At 63.9% G+C, this 17,218-nt stretch carries 16 protein-coding genes and 1 pseudogene; 6 read left to right on the top strand and 11 right to left on the bottom strand.

Features of this window, described 5'->3' with window-relative positions; translation table 11 throughout:
* From P3W85_RS09760 to P3W85_RS09735, 6 genes are read left to right on the top strand one after another with little or no spacing between them, the layout of a single operon-like run.
* Entirely contained in the window at window positions 1-882 is an 882-nt protein-coding gene (locus P3W85_RS09760) for a MaoC/PaaZ C-terminal domain-containing protein (RefSeq protein WP_276264626.1), read from the top strand.
* A 24-nt stretch (window positions 883-906) separates the two neighbouring features.
* Window positions 907-1,656, top strand: a complete 750-nt coding sequence (locus P3W85_RS09755; protein ID WP_276264625.1) for an SDR family NAD(P)-dependent oxidoreductase — start codon at window positions 907-909, stop codon at window positions 1,654-1,656.
* Window positions 1,649-2,476: an enoyl-CoA hydratase/isomerase family protein gene (locus P3W85_RS09750; protein WP_276264624.1), complete on the top strand. Its 828-nt coding sequence runs from the start codon at window positions 1,649-1,651 to the stop codon at window positions 2,474-2,476. Before P3W85_RS09755 ends, P3W85_RS09750 begins: the two co-directional genes overlap by 8 nt.
* Window positions 2,477-2,480: 4 nt before the next feature.
* The gene (locus P3W85_RS09745) at window positions 2,481-3,677 is read left to right on the top strand and encodes an acetyl-CoA C-acetyltransferase (protein ID WP_276264623.1); all 1,197 of its coding nucleotides are present in this window, start codon (window positions 2,481-2,483) and stop codon (window positions 3,675-3,677) included.
* Between the two features lie 4 nt (window positions 3,678-3,681).
* On the top strand, window positions 3,682-4,935 hold the full coding sequence (locus P3W85_RS09740; RefSeq protein ID WP_276264622.1) for a CoA transferase: 1,254 nt from the start codon (window positions 3,682-3,684) through the stop codon (window positions 4,933-4,935).
* Between the two features lies 1 nt (window position 4,936).
* Entirely contained in the window at window positions 4,937-5,821 is an 885-nt protein-coding gene (locus tag P3W85_RS09735) for an FAS1-like dehydratase domain-containing protein (RefSeq protein ID WP_276264621.1), read from the top strand.
* 319 nt (window positions 5,822-6,140) lie between these two features.
* On the opposite strand, the gene P3W85_RS09725 is transcribed toward P3W85_RS09735, so the two are convergent.
* From P3W85_RS09725 to P3W85_RS09680, 11 genes and pseudogenes are all read right to left on the bottom strand, one after another.
* A complete protein-coding gene (locus tag P3W85_RS09725) occupies window positions 6,141-7,157 on the bottom strand; it encodes a Bug family tripartite tricarboxylate transporter substrate binding protein (RefSeq protein ID WP_276264620.1) in 1,017 nt (338 codons plus the stop codon).
* Window positions 7,158-7,222: 65 nt separating this feature from the next.
* Window positions 7,223-8,704: an FAD-dependent tricarballylate dehydrogenase TcuA gene (tcuA, locus tag P3W85_RS09720; RefSeq protein ID WP_276264619.1), complete on the bottom strand. Its 1,482-nt coding sequence runs from the start codon at window positions 8,702-8,704 to the stop codon at window positions 7,223-7,225.
* A 24-nt stretch (window positions 8,705-8,728) separates the two neighbouring features.
* Window positions 8,729-10,210 carry an aldehyde dehydrogenase gene (locus P3W85_RS09715; RefSeq protein ID WP_276264618.1) on the bottom strand — a complete coding sequence of 494 codons (1,482 nt, stop codon included), beginning with the start codon at window positions 10,208-10,210 and terminating at the stop codon, window positions 8,729-8,731.
* 595 nt (window positions 10,211-10,805) lie between these two features.
* The gene (locus tag P3W85_RS09710; RefSeq protein WP_276264617.1) at window positions 10,806-11,711 is read right to left on the bottom strand and encodes a LysR family transcriptional regulator; all 906 of its coding nucleotides are present in this window, start codon (window positions 11,709-11,711) and stop codon (window positions 10,806-10,808) included.
* A 270-nt stretch (window positions 11,712-11,981) separates the two neighbouring features.
* A complete protein-coding gene (maiA, locus tag P3W85_RS09705) occupies window positions 11,982-12,620 on the bottom strand; it encodes a maleylacetoacetate isomerase (protein WP_276264616.1) in 639 nt (212 codons plus the stop codon).
* A gap of 4 nt (window positions 12,621-12,624) precedes the next feature.
* Window positions 12,625-13,344, bottom strand: coding sequence for an ABC transporter ATP-binding protein (locus tag P3W85_RS09700; protein WP_276264615.1), 720 nt, complete (start codon window positions 13,342-13,344; stop codon window positions 12,625-12,627).
* A 10-nt stretch (window positions 13,345-13,354) separates the two neighbouring features.
* The gene (locus P3W85_RS45475) at window positions 13,355-13,432 is read right to left on the bottom strand and encodes a hypothetical protein (protein ID WP_430869522.1); all 78 of its coding nucleotides are present in this window, start codon (window positions 13,430-13,432) and stop codon (window positions 13,355-13,357) included.
* Window positions 13,433-13,636: 204 nt separating this feature from the next.
* Window positions 13,637-14,035 (bottom strand): annotated as a pseudogene (locus tag P3W85_RS45470) (ATP-binding cassette domain-containing protein); the annotation flags it as partial.
* 65 nt (window positions 14,036-14,100) lie between these two features.
* Entirely contained in the window at window positions 14,101-15,108 is a 1,008-nt protein-coding gene (locus P3W85_RS09690; RefSeq protein WP_276264614.1) for a branched-chain amino acid ABC transporter permease, read from the bottom strand.
* A 10-nt stretch (window positions 15,109-15,118) separates the two neighbouring features.
* Window positions 15,119-16,039 (bottom strand): branched-chain amino acid ABC transporter permease, encoded by a 921-nt coding sequence (locus P3W85_RS09685; protein ID WP_276264613.1) that lies wholly within the window; start codon window positions 16,037-16,039, stop codon window positions 15,119-15,121.
* A 10-nt stretch (window positions 16,040-16,049) separates the two neighbouring features.
* Window positions 16,050-17,210 carry an ABC transporter substrate-binding protein gene (locus P3W85_RS09680; protein ID WP_276264612.1) on the bottom strand — a complete coding sequence of 387 codons (1,161 nt, stop codon included), beginning with the start codon at window positions 17,208-17,210 and terminating at the stop codon, window positions 16,050-16,052.
* Between the last annotated feature and the right edge of the window lie 8 nt (window positions 17,211-17,218).

Genomic DNA, 17,218 nt, shown 5'->3' with positions numbered 1-17,218 from the left:
ATGTCTATCGACCCCCAGCACTTGCTGGACCGTCCCTTCTCCCCGGTCGAACAGGCCTACGCGGCGCACGACAGCATGTGTTATGCGCTGGGCTGCGGCCTCGGCGCTGACCCGCTGGACACGGGCCAGCTGCGCTACGTGTACGAGCGCGCGCCCGGCGGCCTGCAGGCGCTGCCCACGATGGCCAATGTGCTGGGCTACACCGGCTTCTGGGCCGACCAGCCCGACACCGGCATCACCTGGCGCATGCTCGTGCATGCGGAACAGACCATCGTCCTGTACCGGCCAGTGCCCGCCGAGGGCCGCATCGTCGGTGTCAACCGCGTGGTGGGCCTGCACGACAAGGGCGCTGAGAAGGGCGCGCTCATGCTGCAGGAGCGGCGCGTGATGGATGCCGCGAGTGGCGACCTGATCGCCACCGTCACCCAGACCAGCATGCTGCGCGCCGATGGCGGCTTCGGTGCCGTCCATGGCGCATCGCATGGCCAGCCCCTGGCCGCGCCGCATGCCGTGCCCGACCGCGCGCCCGATGCGGTGTGCGATCTGCCCACGTTGCCGCACGCCGCATTGCTCTACCGCCTCAATGGCGACCTGAACCCGCTGCATGCCGATCCGGCCGTGGCGCAGGCAGCGGGTTTCCCGCGCCCCATCCTACACGGCCTGGCCACCATGGGTGTGGCCATGCACGCGGTGCTGAAGGCGCTGCTGGCCTATGACGCCAGCGCCGTGCGCGGCATGCGGGTGCGCTTCACCGCGCCGGTGCTGCCGGGCGAAACCTTGCGTACCGCGTTGTGGCGCGATGGCGGCGTGGTGTCGCTGCGCACCACGGCGCTGGAGCGCGGTGTCGTCGTGCTCGATGCGGGCCGCGTCGAGCTCGCCTGATTCGAATCAACGAAGGAGATTTCCATGGATTTGCAGATCAATGGCAAAGTTGCCATCGTCACCGGCTCGGCCCGTGGCCTGGGCGCGGCCACCGCGCGGCGGCTGGCGGAGGAGGGTGCGAGGGTCGTCATCACCGACATCCTGTCCGAACAGGCCGAAGCCACCGCTGCCGCGCTGCGCGCCGATGGCCTGCAGGCACATTGCATCATCGCGGACATCACCAAAGATGCGGAGGTGCAGCGGCTGGTGGATGAAACGGTGGCTCATTTCGGCGGCATCCATATCCTGGTCAACAACGCCGGCTTCCCGCGCGACAAGTACCTCGTGAAGATGAGCGAGGACGACTGGGACCTGGTGATGGAGGTCATGCTCAAGGGCGCCTTCCTCGCCACCAAGGCCGTGATGCCGAAGTTCATCGAGCAGGGATGGGGCCGGGTCATCAACATCAGTTCGCGCGCGCATTTTGGTAACCCCACCCAGGCCAACTACTCGGCCGCCAAGGCCGGCCTGATCGGCATGGCCAAGGCACTGGCGATCGAGGAAGGGCGCTACGGCGTCACGGTGAACTGCGTGGCGCCCGGCTTCATGGAAACCGAGATGGTGCAAGCGCTGGCGACCTACGACACCATCAAGGAGCGCGCCGTGGCCATGCAGCCGATCAAGCGCGTGGGCAAGCCGACTGACATTGCTGACGCGGTGGCATTCTTGGCCTCGGAGCGCGCGGGTTTCATTACGGGTGAAGTACTCCACGTGACGGGCGGCCGCTATGGGTGAGACCGCATCCGGCCCGGTGCGTTGCAACGTGTTGGCCGGCGAGTACAGCGGCGTGGCCGTGCTCACGCTGGACAACCCGCCGCTCAACGTCGTGTTCCGCGGCCTGACCGAGGCGCTGGGCCGCGCGCTCGATGCGCTAGCGGCCAATGCCTCGGTGCGTGCGGTGGTGGTCACCGGCGCCGGCGAGCGCGCGTTCTGCGCGGGCTCGGACATCGCCGAGTTCCAGCCGCTGATGCAGCCTGGTCGCATCGGCCCCGAGAAGCTGGAACTGCAGCACCGGGTGTTCGCCCGACTTGACGACTTCCCCAAGCCCACGGTCGCGGCGATCAACGGGCTGGCCTTTGGCGGCGGGCTGGAGATTGCGGTGTGCTGCGACCTGATCGTGGCCGACGAGCGTGCCCGCTTCGCGCTGCCGGAAATCAAGCTCGGCGTGTTCCCTGGCAGCGGCGGCCCGGTGCGGGTGACGCGCCGCGTGGGCGAGGGCCATGCCAAGGAAATGATGTTCCTTGGCGAGCCCATCGACGCCGTCACCGCGCTGGCCTGGGGCTTGGTCAACCGTGTGGTGTCCCAGGGCACGGCGCTCGATGCCGCGCTGGCCCTCGCCGCCACGCTTGCACAGCGCCCGCCGCTGGCGCTGGCGCTGTGCAAGCGGGCCATTGACCTGGCTTTCGACGCCACGGAAGACGTGGCCATTGCCGCCGCATTGCCGCTGTCCGAATGTGTCTTTACCTCGGCCGAATCGAAAGAGGGCGTGCGCGCCTTCCTGGCCAAGGAAACGCCGAGCTTTCCCAACGCATTACATACAGATTCAAAGGACTGACGCCATGAAACGCGCTGCCATCGTCTCCCCACTTCGTACCCCCATCGGCGCTTTCGGCGGCAGCCTGCGCGCCGTGCCCGTCGAGGAACTGGGCGCCATCGTCGCCCGTGCCGTTGTGGCGCAGACCGGGCTCGACGCGGCGCTGATCGAGGACGTGGTCTTCGCCCATTCGTACGCGAATGGCGAGGTGCCCTGCACAGGCCGCTGGGTCGCGCTGCAGGCGGGCCTTCCCATCGAGGTGGCCGGCATGCAACTGGACCGCCGCTGCGGCAGCGGCTTGCAGGCCATCGCCACCGCCGCGATGATGGTGCAGACCGGCGCGGCCGACGTGGTCATGGCCGGTGGCGTGGAGAGCATGAGCAATGTCGAGTATTACACCACCGACATGCGCTGGGGCAAGCGCGCCGGCACGGTGAAGTTCCATGACCGCCTGGAGCGCGGCCGCGAGCGCTCGCAGCCGGAGGCACGCTTTGGTCGCATCAGCGGCATGATCGAGACAGCCGAGAACCTGGCACGCGACTATGGCATCAGTCGCGAGGAGGCCGACGCGTTTGCGCTGCGCAGCCACCAGCGCGCGGCGGCGGCGTGGGCGTCGGGCAAATTTTCCGAGGAGGTCGTGCCGGTCCACGTGCCGCAGCGCAAAGGTGACCCGGTGGTCGTGGACCGCGACGAAGGCATCCGCGGCGACCTGACAATCGAGCAACTGGCCAAGCTCGGGCCCCTGACGAAGGATGGCATCGTCACGGCCGGAAACGCCTGCCAGCAGAACGACGCGGCGGCCGCCTGCCTGATCGTGGCCGAGGACAAGCTGGAAGCCTTGGGTCTCACGCCCATTGGCTACCTGCATAGCTGGGCGGCTGCCGGATGCGAGCCGTCGCACATGGGTATCGGCCCAGTGCCGGCGGTCAAGAAGCTGTTTGCCCGCAATGGCCTGGGCTTCGACGACATGGGTCTGGTGGAACTCAACGAGGCTTTCGCCTGCCAGGCGCTTGCCTGCGCCAAGGGCTGGGGCTGGAATGATCCGGAACGTTTCAATGTGAACGGTTCGGGCATCTCTCTGGGCCATCCGGTGGGTGCCACCGGCGTGCGCATCATGACCTCGCTGCTGCGCGAGATGCAGCGGCGTGGCGCCCGCTACGGGCTGGAGACCATGTGCATCGGCGGCGGCCAGGGCTTGGCGGCGGTGTTCGAGCGGGCCTGATGCCATGACTTACCCTTTCCTGGACAGGCTGCGCGTCATCGAAAGCTCGGCCTTCATCGCCGCGCCGCTGGCAGGTTTGACCCTGGCGCAACACGGTGCCGACGTAATCCGCGTGGACATGATCGGCGGCGGCATTGACTACGGGCGCATGCCGCGCATGCCCCATCCCGAGGGCAAGGGCCGCAGCCTCTACTGGACGGCGCTCAACAAGGGCAAGCGCTCTATCGCCATCGACCTGCGCCGGCCCGAAGGCCGCGAGCTGATTCAGGCGCTGGCCACCGCGCCAGGGCCGGAGGCTGGCGTGCTGCTCACCAACATCGGCACACCCTGGCTGGCGCACGCGGTGCTGGCCGCGCGCCGCGCCGATCTCATCAGTTGCACGATCCAGGGTAACGGCGACGGCAGCACCGCGGTCGACTACACCGTCAATTGCGCTACCGGCTACCCGCTGGTAACCGGCGGCGGTTCTGCGGCGCATCCCGTGAACCACGTGTTACCAGCCTGGGACATCGCCTGCGCCTACCAGGCCGCGTTCAGCATCCTCGCGGCGCTGGATCGGCGCCGCCGCAGCGGCCAGGGTGCGGAGCTCAAGCTCGCGCTCTCCGATATGGCCTTCACGACTTTGTCCCACTTGGGGGTGCTGGCCGAGGCCGAACTGCTGCGGCAGGAGCGACCGTCCATCGGCAACCATCTCTACGGCGCCTTCGGCCGCGACTTCGGCACCGCCGACGGGCAGCGCCTCATGGTGGTGGCGATCTCGGCCGGGCAATGGAACTGCCTGGTCAGCGCCTGCGGCATCGCCGAGGGCGTGAAGGCGCTGGAATTGCGCGTCGGCCTCGATCTGTCGGACGAGGCCCAGCGCTTCGAAGCGCGCGACGCGATCGCGGAACTGGTCGAGCCCTGGTTCGCTGCCCGCACGCGCGTGCAGGCCGTGCATGAACTCAATGCGCACAAGGCGACCTGGGGCGGCTACAACACTGTGGGTGAACTGCTGGCAGGCGACCCGCGCGTGAATGCCGCGACCAACCCGGTCTTCGAGCGCATCGACACCCCGGGCATCGGCCTGCACATCGCCGCCGGCGCCGCCGTGCGCGCACCGGAGATGGAACGCGAACCCACCGTCCCGGCCGCGCTGCTGGGCACGCACACCGACGAGGTGCTGCACGAGGTGCTGGGCTTGGATGGCGGCGCCATCGGACGCCTGCATGACGCGGGCGTGGTAGCTGGACCCGAGCGTGACCCGACGGTAGGAGGCTGAGATGGATACAAGCCTGGACGACTGGACCGGCTGGGTCGGCCGCGAGGAAACGCTGCGCGCGCGCATCGATGCCGCGCCGGTGGCCGCGCTGGCGGCCACGCTCGACCTGGAGGGGGCGCCGACCGAGGGCCAACCGCTGCCGCCGGGCTGGCACTGGCTGTTCTTTAACCCGGTGGCGCGCCAGAGCGCGCTGGGAGATGACGGCCATCCGCGCCGCGCCGCCAATAGCTTCCTGCCTCCCATTAACTTGCCGCGCCGCATGTGGGCGGGCAGCCGCATCCGCTACCTGGCGTCGCTGCAGGTGGGCGCCGAGGCCGAGCGCTCCAGCCGCATCCTGCGCATTACGCCGAAGGAGGGCAAGAGCGGCCCTATGTGCTTCGTGACCGTGGCGCACAGCGTTGCCAGCGGTGGGCGCACGTGTATCGAAGAGGAGCAAGATATCGTGTACCGCGCGGCCACGCCGCTCGCGCCCGCAAGCGGGGGGAGCACCATTCCTGAGCGCGCAGTTACGCCTGCACCCCTGCTGGCGCCTTGGAAACGTACGGTGAACCCCGATGCCGTGCTGCTGTTCCGCTACTCGGCCCTGACTTTCAACGGGCACCGCATTCACTATGACCTCCCTTATGCACAGGTAGAGGAAGGTTACCGCGGTCTCGTCGTGCACGGACCACTTGCCGCCACGCTGCTGCAGGGCTTCGCGGCATCGCTGCGGCCGGGTCTGTCCCTGGCGGCTTTCGAGTTCCGGGGCATGCAGCCATTGTTTGCAGGCCAGCCGTTCACCCTATGCGCCGACGAGGCCGGGAAGGGTGCGCTGGCGCTGCACGCGGTGGCACCGGATGGCCGCGTGGCAGTGGAAGCCTTTGCTCGTTTCGCACCACAGAGTTGAAGCCATGTCGACACGACCCCACAGTTGCCCCTTCGTTCCCGGTGATCGGCCCGAGCGTTTCGACAATGCAGCCGCCAGTGGTGCGGGCTGCGTCATCCTGGGTCTCGAGGATGTTGTGGCACCGACCGGAAAGGCTAACGCGCTATAGCGCTATCCAGAGGTGGCCTTTGCATGACCTGTTTCGGCGAATCAGCGTTACGGCAACAGCGGAGTTGAACCGGGCGCGAGCTGTGCTGCTTTGTTCATAGTGGAGCGATGCCAAGAGCCCCCGCCCCTTGCCAGTGGGAACTGGAGATGGCGACGCGGGAATCCTTGGTTCCTAATCCTCGATACGAATCCGGGCAGCTTTGACGGCTGCCCCCCAGCGCTGGTTTTCCGCCTGGACGAATTCACCGAACTTCTTCGGGTCGATTGTGATGGGCGTGTAGCCCATGTCTGCCATGCGTGAGCGAAACTCGGCCTGACTGGTGACACGTACAACTTGCGCCTGAATGGTATCGACGATGGCTTGCGGCGTATTGGGCGGCGCTAGGACGCCGAACCACGTATCGGCATCCACGGTGTAGCCAATCTCGGTCAGAGTCGGAATGTCCTTGATCGACGGGAACCGCTCGGGAGAGCCCAGCGCGTAGAGGCGCAACTTGGTCCTGTTGGCGACGGCAAGGGGTGTCGGGATGAACGCGTAGTCGATCTGCCCACCCATTACCGCAGTCATGACCGGCGCGGCGCCGCCGAATGGCACTTCCAGCATATTATCGATATGGGCGTTTGTCTTCAGGAGCTCCATCCCCATTTGGGCCATGCTGCCGGGTCCCCAGTGGCCGTACGAGAGCAGATTTGTTTTGGCCTTCGCGACGATATCCTGCACGGTCTTCGTATCGGCGTCCGGACGCCCGGCGAGTACAAAACCCATCTTCGCCACGGGCGCCACTGGGCGGAATCCGTTGGGTTGAAACTGCACCACCTTCTTGTGGATGTAGGGGGCCACCGAGATGAAATCGGCAGCCGCAAAGAGCAGGGTGAGGCCGTCGGGCGGTGAACCATAGACGACGTTCGCGCCGATCACGCCATTGGCCCCGGGACGGTTCTCGACCACGATCGGTTGCCCGAGGCCGTTGCCGATGCCGGCCACCACCAGCCTTGCCAGCACGTCCGTGCCACCTCCCGGTGCATACGGCACGACCAGTCGGAGGGGTCTGGACGGTGTCCAACCCGGCTGTGCATGGACAGACTGCGCGCCTCCAACCGCGGCTGCGATGGCGAAAGCAGTGGCAGCTACGCGTAGACCTATCCGGACGCCTGTGACGAGGCGCCTCGCTTTTGCTTCGAAAATCATGATCGTCTCCTGGTTTTTGTCTATCGCGCCTTATGCGATGCGCTTTGGTTGCGCTCCTTGCAGCGTCAAGAGTGATCTGGGCTACCGCGTACCAGCGCAGCAGCATGCTCGCCGGCCAGCTTGCCGAAGACTGCCCCACGCATGACCGAAGTCGCGCCGGTGTACACCTGGTAGTACAGTCCTGAGGCTTCGCCCGCAGCGTAGAGCCCGGGAATCGTCTTGCCGTCGGTGTCCACCACCTGGGCGTTGCGGTTGACCTTGATGCCGCCGAACGTAAAGCAGATGCCGGGCATGATCGGGTAAGCGTAGTACGGGCCTGTATCGATTGGGCGAGACCAGTTGGACTTGCATGGCTGAATGCCCACCGTGCAGAGGTGGTCTTCCTGAAGCGGACTGAACTCGCCGGGCTGGCAGGCCGCATTGAAGGCACGCACTGTCTGCTCAAGCCCTTCCTGGGAGATGCCGCATTTCTTCGCCAATTCCGCTAGCGTTGCCGCCTGCAGTGGCGGCTGATCGGTACGTATGCCTTTCTTCCAATTCGGTACATCATGGATGCGTTCGTCAAAGATGACGTACGCGATGCCATCTGGCTGATCCTTGAACGCGCGGGAGATATGGTCGTAGTGAACATCGACCGGCCCCGGGGCTTCATCGGTGAATCGTTGTCCGAGCTTATTGACGAGGATGCCGTAGGGAAAATTCATCACCAGGGCTTCCACCTGGGCAGAGCGCGGATCTAGCGGTTCAGCGTGAAAGGAGCTGAAGTCACCCGCGGGCGCTGCGCCCAGGTCCAGTGCCATGCGAATACCCTCCCCCTTGTTGTAGTACCCGCCTCGCGCCACTGGGCGTACATAGCGCGCTGCCTGGCCCAGATACTGGGTCAGCATTTCCTGGTTGCCTTCGAAGCCGCCCGAGGCAACCACTACGTTGCGGCCCCGCAATTCGAAGGCGTTGCCATCGCTGTCCACAAGGCTCAGCCTGAGATCCCCCTCGGCGTCGCGGCGTGCTAGGCGGGTAGCGGTAGTCTCGTAGAAGAACTTCACCCCGAGATCCGACGCGTGCGCGTGCAAGGACTCGATCATGGCTAGTCCGCCGCCTACGGGCATCAGCCTAGGTGCTGCGGCGGTAACGAAATAGGTGGGCAGGGCATCGAAGCGAATACCAAAGGTCTTGAGCCACTGCACTGTCGGCCCTGCCTGGCTCGACAGCGTAGAGAGCAGCTCTGGGTCCGGCATGCCATGCGCCTTGACATAAGACGGCCAGTTCTCGTAGGGCGCCGCCATGCTGCGGATGACATTGGGATCGAGATTGTCGCCCGCGTTTGCGCTGAGCATGTCGTCGAAGTCGTCGCTGACCTCCGAGTCACTCTTCATTCGGAGGTAGGCTTCTGTCCACCGGGTATTGCCGCCGAATTCCTCGCGGGTGGCACGTTCGAGTACGGCGACGCTCACCCCCTGGCTTGCCGCGGCTACTGCGGCCGATAGGCCGGAGATGCCGCAACCGATCACAACTACGTCGAAGCGGGTGGCACTGTGTGCAGTGCTCATGACGTGTCTCCTCATTGTCGAGTATCAGTACTTGCGGATGAACGGGTCAGGCATTTCCAGGTCGGTGGAGATCCATACGCTCTTGGTCTCCATGAACTCCTTCACCGCTTCCATCCCGCCTTCGCGGCCCAGACCGCTGTCCTTGTAACCGCCGAACGGCGTAGTGAAGCTGGTGGAACGGTAGTTGTTGATCCAGACCGTGCCTGCCTGCAACCGATCCGACATGTACATGGTCCGGTGCAGGCTCTTGGTCCATACCCCTGCAGCCAGGCCAAACCGGATGTCATTGGCGATGCGCAAAGCATCGTCTTCGTCCTTGAACTTCAGCACAGACAGCACTGGGCCGAACACCTCTTCCTGCGCGATACGCATGTCGTTGGTGACATTGGTAAAGATCGTGGGCTCCACGAACTGACCGGCACCAAAATCGGGACCGCTCCGGACATTGCCACCGAACGCGCAGGTTGCACCGTCTTCCTTGGCGATACGGATATAGTCCACCACCTTCTCGAATTGCGGGCGTGTTGCCACCGGTCCCATTTGCACGTCGGCGCGCGACGGATCCCCCAGTTTGGCTTTGCTGGTGATGGAGATCAGGCGATCGACGAATTCATCATGAATGCTCTCCTGCAACAGTAGCCGTGAGCCCGCCATGCAAGTCTGGCCGCCGGCGGAGAAGATGCCGGTGATGACACCATTGGCCGCGTTCGCCAGGTCGGCATCGTCGAAGACGATGTTCGGCGACTTGCCGCCCAGTTCCAGCGTGACCTTCTTGAAGTGCGCAGCCGCAGCCAGATTGACGCGACGGCCACCTTCGTCCCCACCTGTGAACGCAATCATCGGCACCAGCGGATGCTCGACCAGCGGCTCGCCAACGTCCTTGCCGAATCCCGTCACCACATTGAAGACGCCCGGAGGGAAGCCGGCCTTGACAAACAGTTTGGCCAGCTCAAGTAGCGACACCGACGTATGTTCGGAGGGCTTTGCCACGATGGTGTTGCCCGCACACAAGGCTGGAGCCACCTTCCATGCGGTCAGCAGCAGGGAGGAGTTCCACGGCGTAATCGTGCCAACGACGCCTACCGGTTCCATCCGGGTGTAGTTGAACACCTTCGGCTTGTCCATCGGCACCACGGCGCCTTGGATCTTGTCGGCCATACCCGCGTAGTAGTAGAAGTACTTGGCGACATAGCCAACCTGGCCCCGCACTTCGCTGCGCAGTTTGCCGTTGTCGCGGGCTTCCACCTCCGTTAGCAGGTCGATGTTGTCTTCGATCAGGCCCGCCAGCTTGTAGAGCAGCATGCCACGGTTGGTGGGGGAGAGCTTCGACCAGGGCCCCTTCATGGCGACGGCCGCTGCCTGCGCGGCACGGTCGACATCTTCGCGCGTGCCTCGCGGAATTTCTGCCCACGGCTCGCCAGTGAACGGGTCGAGGGATGCGAACCACTGGCCCTGGCTCGAGTCGACCCATTCGTTGTTGATAAAGAGCTGGTATCGCGTTTGCATGGATGTTGTCCCCTGAGATTGGTAGCAAGGTCAGCGTGCATTTCGCTTCCTGAACGTCATTCTGGTGACAGCGCTTTCCAGCGGCAAACGAGAAGAACTCCAGTGTTGATGAGGTTTTTTCATGATCTTTGCGCGACAGCGCGCAGATGGTGAGCATAGGCCACGTGCTGCAGATCTCGGCTGCTCAGTGCTGCAACGCAGATGCACTCCGAATCGACGCCACATAGATGGCTGCAAGCTCGCGCAAGTACTGCATCTGCGTGGGCTTGGGCGGTGGCGACAGGGCTGCGTTTGTCCCGAATATGATGGGAAGGACTTCATCCTGAACGGCGGTTGGGCTGTCTATCGGCTGATAGCCGCGCAGGCTGCGACGCGACCAGCGCGCCTTCGGCTTCCGCCACACAGCCGAGCAACGGAAGCTTGCCCGCGTCGTCGTAACAGGTGCCCACGGATTGACCGTTTCAGGAAGCGTGTCTTGCGCAAACGGTTCGTTCAGGCCGAGGATGGGATCCCGAGGCTCCATCGAACGCGTGCGCCCGGGGTACAAGAATTCTGGCTATCAAGGTAGCGCATAATGCCCTTTATGGGCGCTGGCCTACTTGACTCCTACCACGAATTCGGCCTCGATGCTCACCACCCAGTTTCGGAAGACCTGTACCAGTTCGGAATCCTTCTTGCGTTCGGGATAGACGAGGCAATAGCGCTTTTCATGCTTGAGGGGCAGGTCAAAAGGGACGACCAGGTCATTGCGTTCGACCTCGTCCTGCACATAGACCTTGGGCACAAGCCCGGCGCCCAAGCCGGCCCGCGCCGCTTCGATCACCATGCCGTATAGCTCGAAGTGCATGCCGGGCACAGGGGTAAAGTCCGAGACGCCGGTTATTTCGAACCAGTGCTTCCAGGCCTCCGGCCGAGTGGACTTATGGAGCAGCGGGAAGCGCGTCAGGTCTGCCGGAGCATTCAGCCGCAGGGTGTCGAAGTAGCGCGGGCTGACGATCGGCACGAGCTCTTCGTCGAACAGATCCACCTTGACCACGTTGGTCCAGGAGGGATGATCGAAATTCAGTGCCGCATCGAAGTTCGTCTCGTCAAAGCTGAACGGCAGCGGGCGCTCCGAAAGATTGAGGATGATGTCAGGATGACGTGCGCGGAAGTCTCGCAGTCTGGGCAGTAGCCAGCGATTGGCGAAGGTGGGAATGACGGCGAGTTCCAGTACACCGCCCACGCCTTTATGCGTCATCAGGGCGGCGGTATGCGCCTCGATATCGGAGAGATTGCGGGCGATGTTTTTGAGGTAAAGCCGTCCAGCGTCGTTCAGGATGACCTGTTTGCGCACGCGTGTGAACAGCTTTACGCCGAGGTACGTCTCCAACGTCGCGATTTGTCGGCTGACCGCACTCTCCGTCAGGCAAACCTCATTCGCGGCACGCGCAAAGCTGCCTTGCCTGGCTGCCGCTTCAAACACGGCAAGGGCGATCGTGCTGGGAATCTTCCGTCTCATGGTCCACATTCGCATTGCATGCGCAAATTGCATCAGTGGCTAATTATTACGCAATTGCCAGCCAGGCGTGCCGGAACCGCTACCTGGGAGTTACCCGCAATGCAGCGAGCGCACTATACCCATGCGCCGCATGCGCTTGCCGCCGCCCGCAAATCGCTCACTGAGTGCGGGCGCCGAGGCGGCGGCAGCCTCCACACTGTACCGGGAGATCAAGCCGACGCGCTGCCAAGAACCTCCTTGCGGGTTGGTCTAGCATGTGCTGCGCTGGACTCAGCAGGCATCCGGTTGAACCATTGGCGCAGCACGCTGGAACGCCTCGACCTTTGCGCACGCGGCGTCGATCGCGAGAAGTCTGGGCCAGCGCTCCAAGTCGACCTTGAACCGGCGAGCGCTCTCGATCTGCGGGACAAGGTAGACGTCGGCCAGCGTGGGGCGGTCTCCGAAGGAGAAGTGGCCGGCGGGGCTGCCGGACGCAACCAGAGCCTCGAACGCGTCGAAGCCGGCGCCGATCCACATGTCGCACCAGTGGTTCACCGCCGCTTCGTCGGCGCTGAAGCGCTGGCGCAGCGCCTCCAGGATTCTTCGGTTGTTGATCGGATGGATATCGCATCCCACGATCGCCGCCAGCGCACGCACATGTGCCCGCTCTAGCGTATCGGAAGGGAGCAGCGGCGGTTCCGGGTAGCGTTCCTCCAGCCATTCGATGATGGCGGGCGATTGGATCAAGGTGGTGTCTTCGATGTCCAGCGCCGGAACCAGTTGCTGTGGGTTAATGGCCCTGTAGGCCTCTCCCAGGTGCTCGTCGCGCCGGAGATCGACGGCGAAATGCTCATAGGCGAGCCCCTTGAGGTTGAGCGCAATGCGCAGGCGATGCGAGCTGCCGCTGCGGAAGAAACTGTAGAGCTTCATGTCGTTAGACTCCAAGATACTGGTGGACGATGTCAGGTTGTGCCTTCAGGGCCTCGGAGTCGCCTTCCCACACGATCCGTCCTTTTTCGAGGACGTAGTGGCGATCCGCCAGGCGTAGCAATCGACTCACGTTCTTGTCGATCACGATCTGGGCCAATCCGTCGCGTTTTAGATCGGCTAGCGTGCGCCAGATCTCCTCGCGGATGACCGGCGCAAGACCCTCGGTAGCCTCGTCGAGGACAAGCAGCCGCGGATTGGTCATCAGCGCCCGCCCGATGGCGAGCATCTGCTGTTCTCCGCCCGAGAGCTGCCAGCCCAAGTTGCTGCGTCGCTCCTTTAGTCTCGGGAAGAAGCTGTAGACACGCTCCAGAGTCCAGGGACTTGCCTTGTTGTCCGCGCGGGCATCCCGAGCCGTAGCGAGCAGGTTCTCCTCGACGGTAAGCTCCGTAAAGATCTGCCTGCCTTCCGGCACCAGCGCGAGACCCTGGCGAGCGATACGGTGCGACGGCAAGGCTGTCGTGCGAAGGCCACCGACTTCGATCTCGCCGGCCTTGGCGGCCAGCATGCCGAACAGGCACTTGACGGTGGTGGAACGCCCCATTCCATTTCGCCCGAGCAGCGTGATCACTTGACCAGGCAGAACGTCGAACGAAACGTCGAAGAGCACCTGCGCTCGGCCGTAGCTGGCTTGCAGTTCACGTACTGAAAGATACGGTTGGCTCATGAGTTCTCCTTCAGACGACTTCTTCGCCGAGATACACTGCGCGCACCTCCGGATGCTCCCGGATCTCGTCTGGCGTGCCGGTGAACATCACGCTGCCATAGACGAGAACGCTGATCCGGTCGGCCAGGGAGAAAACGGCATCCATGTCGTGCTCTACAAGAAGGATCGTGTAGCGGCGCTTCAGGTCGCGCAGTAATGCCGTGACAGCTGCGGACTCCTGCACGCTCATGCCGGCCATCGGCTCGTCCAGAAGCAGGAACTTGGGCTGCGCGGCGAGCGTCATGGCTAGCTCCAACTGCCGACGCTGTCCGTAGGCCAACTCGCCGGCCAGGACATCGGCTTGCGTTGTGAGGCCCGCCGCCGCTACAGCCTCCTCTGCCGCTTGGCGTGCCTTGGCATCCGCGAGCAACGGCGTCCAAAAGCGCCAGGCATGCCGTTTGGCCGCCACCCCAGCCAGCACGGCGTTTTCCAGAACGGAAAATTCCTCGAAGATCGACGTGATCTGGTACGAGCGCAGCAGTCCGGCCCGAGCCCGCCGATGGACAGGCAGGGCGGTCACCTCTCGCCCATCGAATCGAATGCACCCCTCGTTGGGTTGCAACTCGCCGCTCAGCTGGTTGATCAAGGTCGTCTTGCCGGCCCCGTTGGGCCCGATCACCGCGTGTAGTTCACCGGGTCGGATGTCCAGTGACACATGGTCCGTCACCAAGAGTGCCCCGTAGCGCTTGACGAGTCCTTCCGTCTGCAGTCCGGTCATCATGCACCTCCTTCGCGAACGACGGCCGGACTCGCCGGCAATGGCTCCTCCTTCGGGCGCAACGCGCGTTCGAGGCTGTCGAGCAGCCCAACGATGCCGCGCCGCCCAACTAACGCGATCATCACGATCAGTGGTCCGAAGATCGCCATCCAGTGTTCGGTAATGCCCTTGAGGATCTCCTCAAGGCCAAGAAACACCAGCGCACCGATTAGAGGACCGAACACCGAACCCATGCCGCCGAGCACGACCATCACGATCAGCTCGCCCGACACTGTCCAGGCAAGGGAACTTGGCGAGGCGAAGGCGTTCAGGTTGGCGAGCAGCAGTCCCGACACCCCGCAGATGGCACCGGAGATCACGAACGCCACCAGTTGCAACCGCTGGGCTTGCAATCCGATGGCGTTGACGCGGCGGGTGTTCTGGCGAGCACCCCGCAGCGCCATGCCAAAGGCGGCCACGCGCAACCGTGCCATCCACCACGTGACGAGCACAAGCACTGCCAGTGCCGTGCCGTACAACACGAGCGGCGATCCCAGGTTCAGCCCGCCAAAGCGGCTCGTCGCCGAGATGGGAAGCCCATCGTCTCCTCCGTACTGCTTGAGGCTGACAAACAGGAAGTAACTCATCTGCGCGAAGGCGAGCGTGATCATGATGAACGCCATGCCCGTGGTCCGCAGGCTGATCGCGCCCACCGCCAGCGCCACCAGGGCGCAGCCACCAATACAGAGAACCAGGTGGACCCAACCGTTGTCGATGCCATGGAAGGCTGGCAGCGCGACGGCGTAGCTGCCAAGGCCGAGAAACAGCGCGTGGCCAAAGCTCACGAGCCCGCCATAGCCAAGTGCCAGATTGAGCGCGGATGCGGCAATGGCGTAGATGACGATGCGCGCGAAGAATGAGATCCAGAACGGCTGTTCGAGGGCGCTCGCGACGAATGGAACCGCGACGAGGCCGACGAGCAGCAACAGCGGAATTGCGCTCGTGGGACGTATGAGTTTCGAGATCATTTCCTTCTCCTCAGCCGCGACGGGCCGGAAACAGCCCCTGCGGACGTAGCGCGAGGACCAGTGCCATTAGCAGGTAGACACTCATCGAGGCGAGCGCGGGGCCGGCCGCGTCGGCAATCGAGCGCTCGGCGACCTGGCGCAGCAGGAGAGGCAGGAATACCCGTCCGAGCGTATCCACGATGCCGACGATGAGTGCCGCGTACAGAGCACCGTTGATAGATCCGATGCCGCCGATGACGATCACCACCAGCGTAGTGATGAGTACCGGCTCGCCCATGCCGGATTGGACGGAGAGCACCGGGCCTGCCATCGCACCCGCAATCCCTGCCAGCATCGCGCCTACGCCAAAGAGCATGGCGTTGAGCAGTCCGATGTTGATGCCCAGCGCAGCCACCAGCTGTGGGTTCTGCGCACCGGCGCGGATCAACATGCCAACGCGCGTCTTGTGGATCAGCAGGTACGATCCCAGGGCTACCAGCAGGCCAGCGACGATGATGGCGAAACGGTATGAGGGATAGGTGAAGCCGACGATGTCGACCGTTCCGCTCAGGACCTCTGGCACCGGCACGAACAGCGGCTGCGGGCCCCAGACCAGTCGCACGGTTTCGTTGAAGAACATCACTAGACCAAAGGTCGCGAGCACGTGATCCAGGTGGTCGCGCCGGTATAGGCGGGAGACGATCGTCACCTCAAGCACCAGTCCGAGGAACAGGGCCGATCCCGTCGCCGCCAGGATCGCCAGCGCGAATGAGCCGGTGGCTCCGTAGACGACGGCTGCCGCGTAGGCGCCAAGCATGTACAGCGAGCCGTGAGCCAAGTTCACGAAGCTCATGATTCCGAACACCAGCGTCAGCCCAGCCGCCAGCAGAAACAGAAGCACGCCATATTGGAGGCCATTGAGCAGTTGCGCCAGCAGCAGCGTTGCACTCATCGTTCTCTCCTCAAGGCAACGTACACTGCGGGGCGTACGGATCGGTGTGCGCAGCCAGCGGCGTGCCGATCAACTTGGTCGCGAGCTTGCCGGCATCCCGCGTTGTCTCGAACGCGTAGTAGTTCTGGATCGGCATGTTGTTTTTGCCGAATCGGAAGGGTCCGCGCACCGACTTGAACTCACTGCCGCCGGCTTTCACTGCGGTCGCGAGCTTCTTGGTGTCTCCTCCCGCTTTGCGCAAAGCGACGTCCAGCAGGTTGGCTGCATCGAAGCCGATCGCCGCGTAGAGACTGGGAATGCGTTTGTACTTCGCCTCGAAGGCGGCGACGAACCTGCGGTTCTCCGGTGTGTCCAGCGCTGCGTCGTACATCGCGCCGCTGATTGTCCCGGCGGCTGCATCCCGCAGCGACGGGAGCGTCGTGCCGTCGACGGTATAAACGGAATACAGCGGCAGTTTACCGACTAGCCCGGCCTGGCTCATCTGCTTGACAAAGTTGATGCCCATGCCCCCCGGATAGAACGCGAAGACCGCATCAGGCTTCGCGGCCTGCAGCTGCGCGATCTCGGCCGAGTAATCGGGTTGATTGACCTGCGTGTAGACTTCGTCGACGACCTGGCCCTTGTAGAAGCGCTTGAATCCAGCCAGCACGTCTTTGCCGGCCTGGTAGTTCGGCGCCATCAGGTAGATCCGCTTGATACCGCGGTCCTGCGCGAATTTGCCCATCGCCTCGGCCGCACCGTCGTTCTGCCACGCAAGCGAGAAGACGTTGGCCTTGCATTGCGCCCCAGCTAGCGGCGAAGGGCCGGCATTGGTGGCAATGGCCACCACGCCCGACTCGGCCAGACGTGGCAGGCTGCCCATCAGGACGTTGGAGAACGACAGACCGACGATTGCGTCGACCTTGTCTCTATCGATGAGCTTGCGGACAATCTGCTGGCCGACCTCGGGCTTGAGCTGATCGTCCTCCTTGATCACTTTCACGGAATCGCCGCCAAGCTTGCCTCCGAGTTGCTCAATGGCCAGCATGAAACCGTCGAGCTGATCCTGGCCCACCAGGGCTTGGGGACCCGAGAGCGGTGCCACCAGACCGATGGTCGTGGCCTGTGCAGCGGCGAAGCTGCAGGCGATGGTGGCGGTGAGCGCGACGGCTCGAAATGCTTTGAACGTCATTCTTGTCT

Origin of the sequence: Cupriavidus basilensis, assembly GCF_029335485.1 — a bacterium.
GTDB lineage: Bacteria > Pseudomonadota > Gammaproteobacteria > Burkholderiales > Burkholderiaceae > Cupriavidus > Cupriavidus basilensis_E.
The sequence above is the reverse complement of the archived record's forward strand: the minus strand, read 5'-3'. Positions and strand labels throughout refer to the sequence as shown.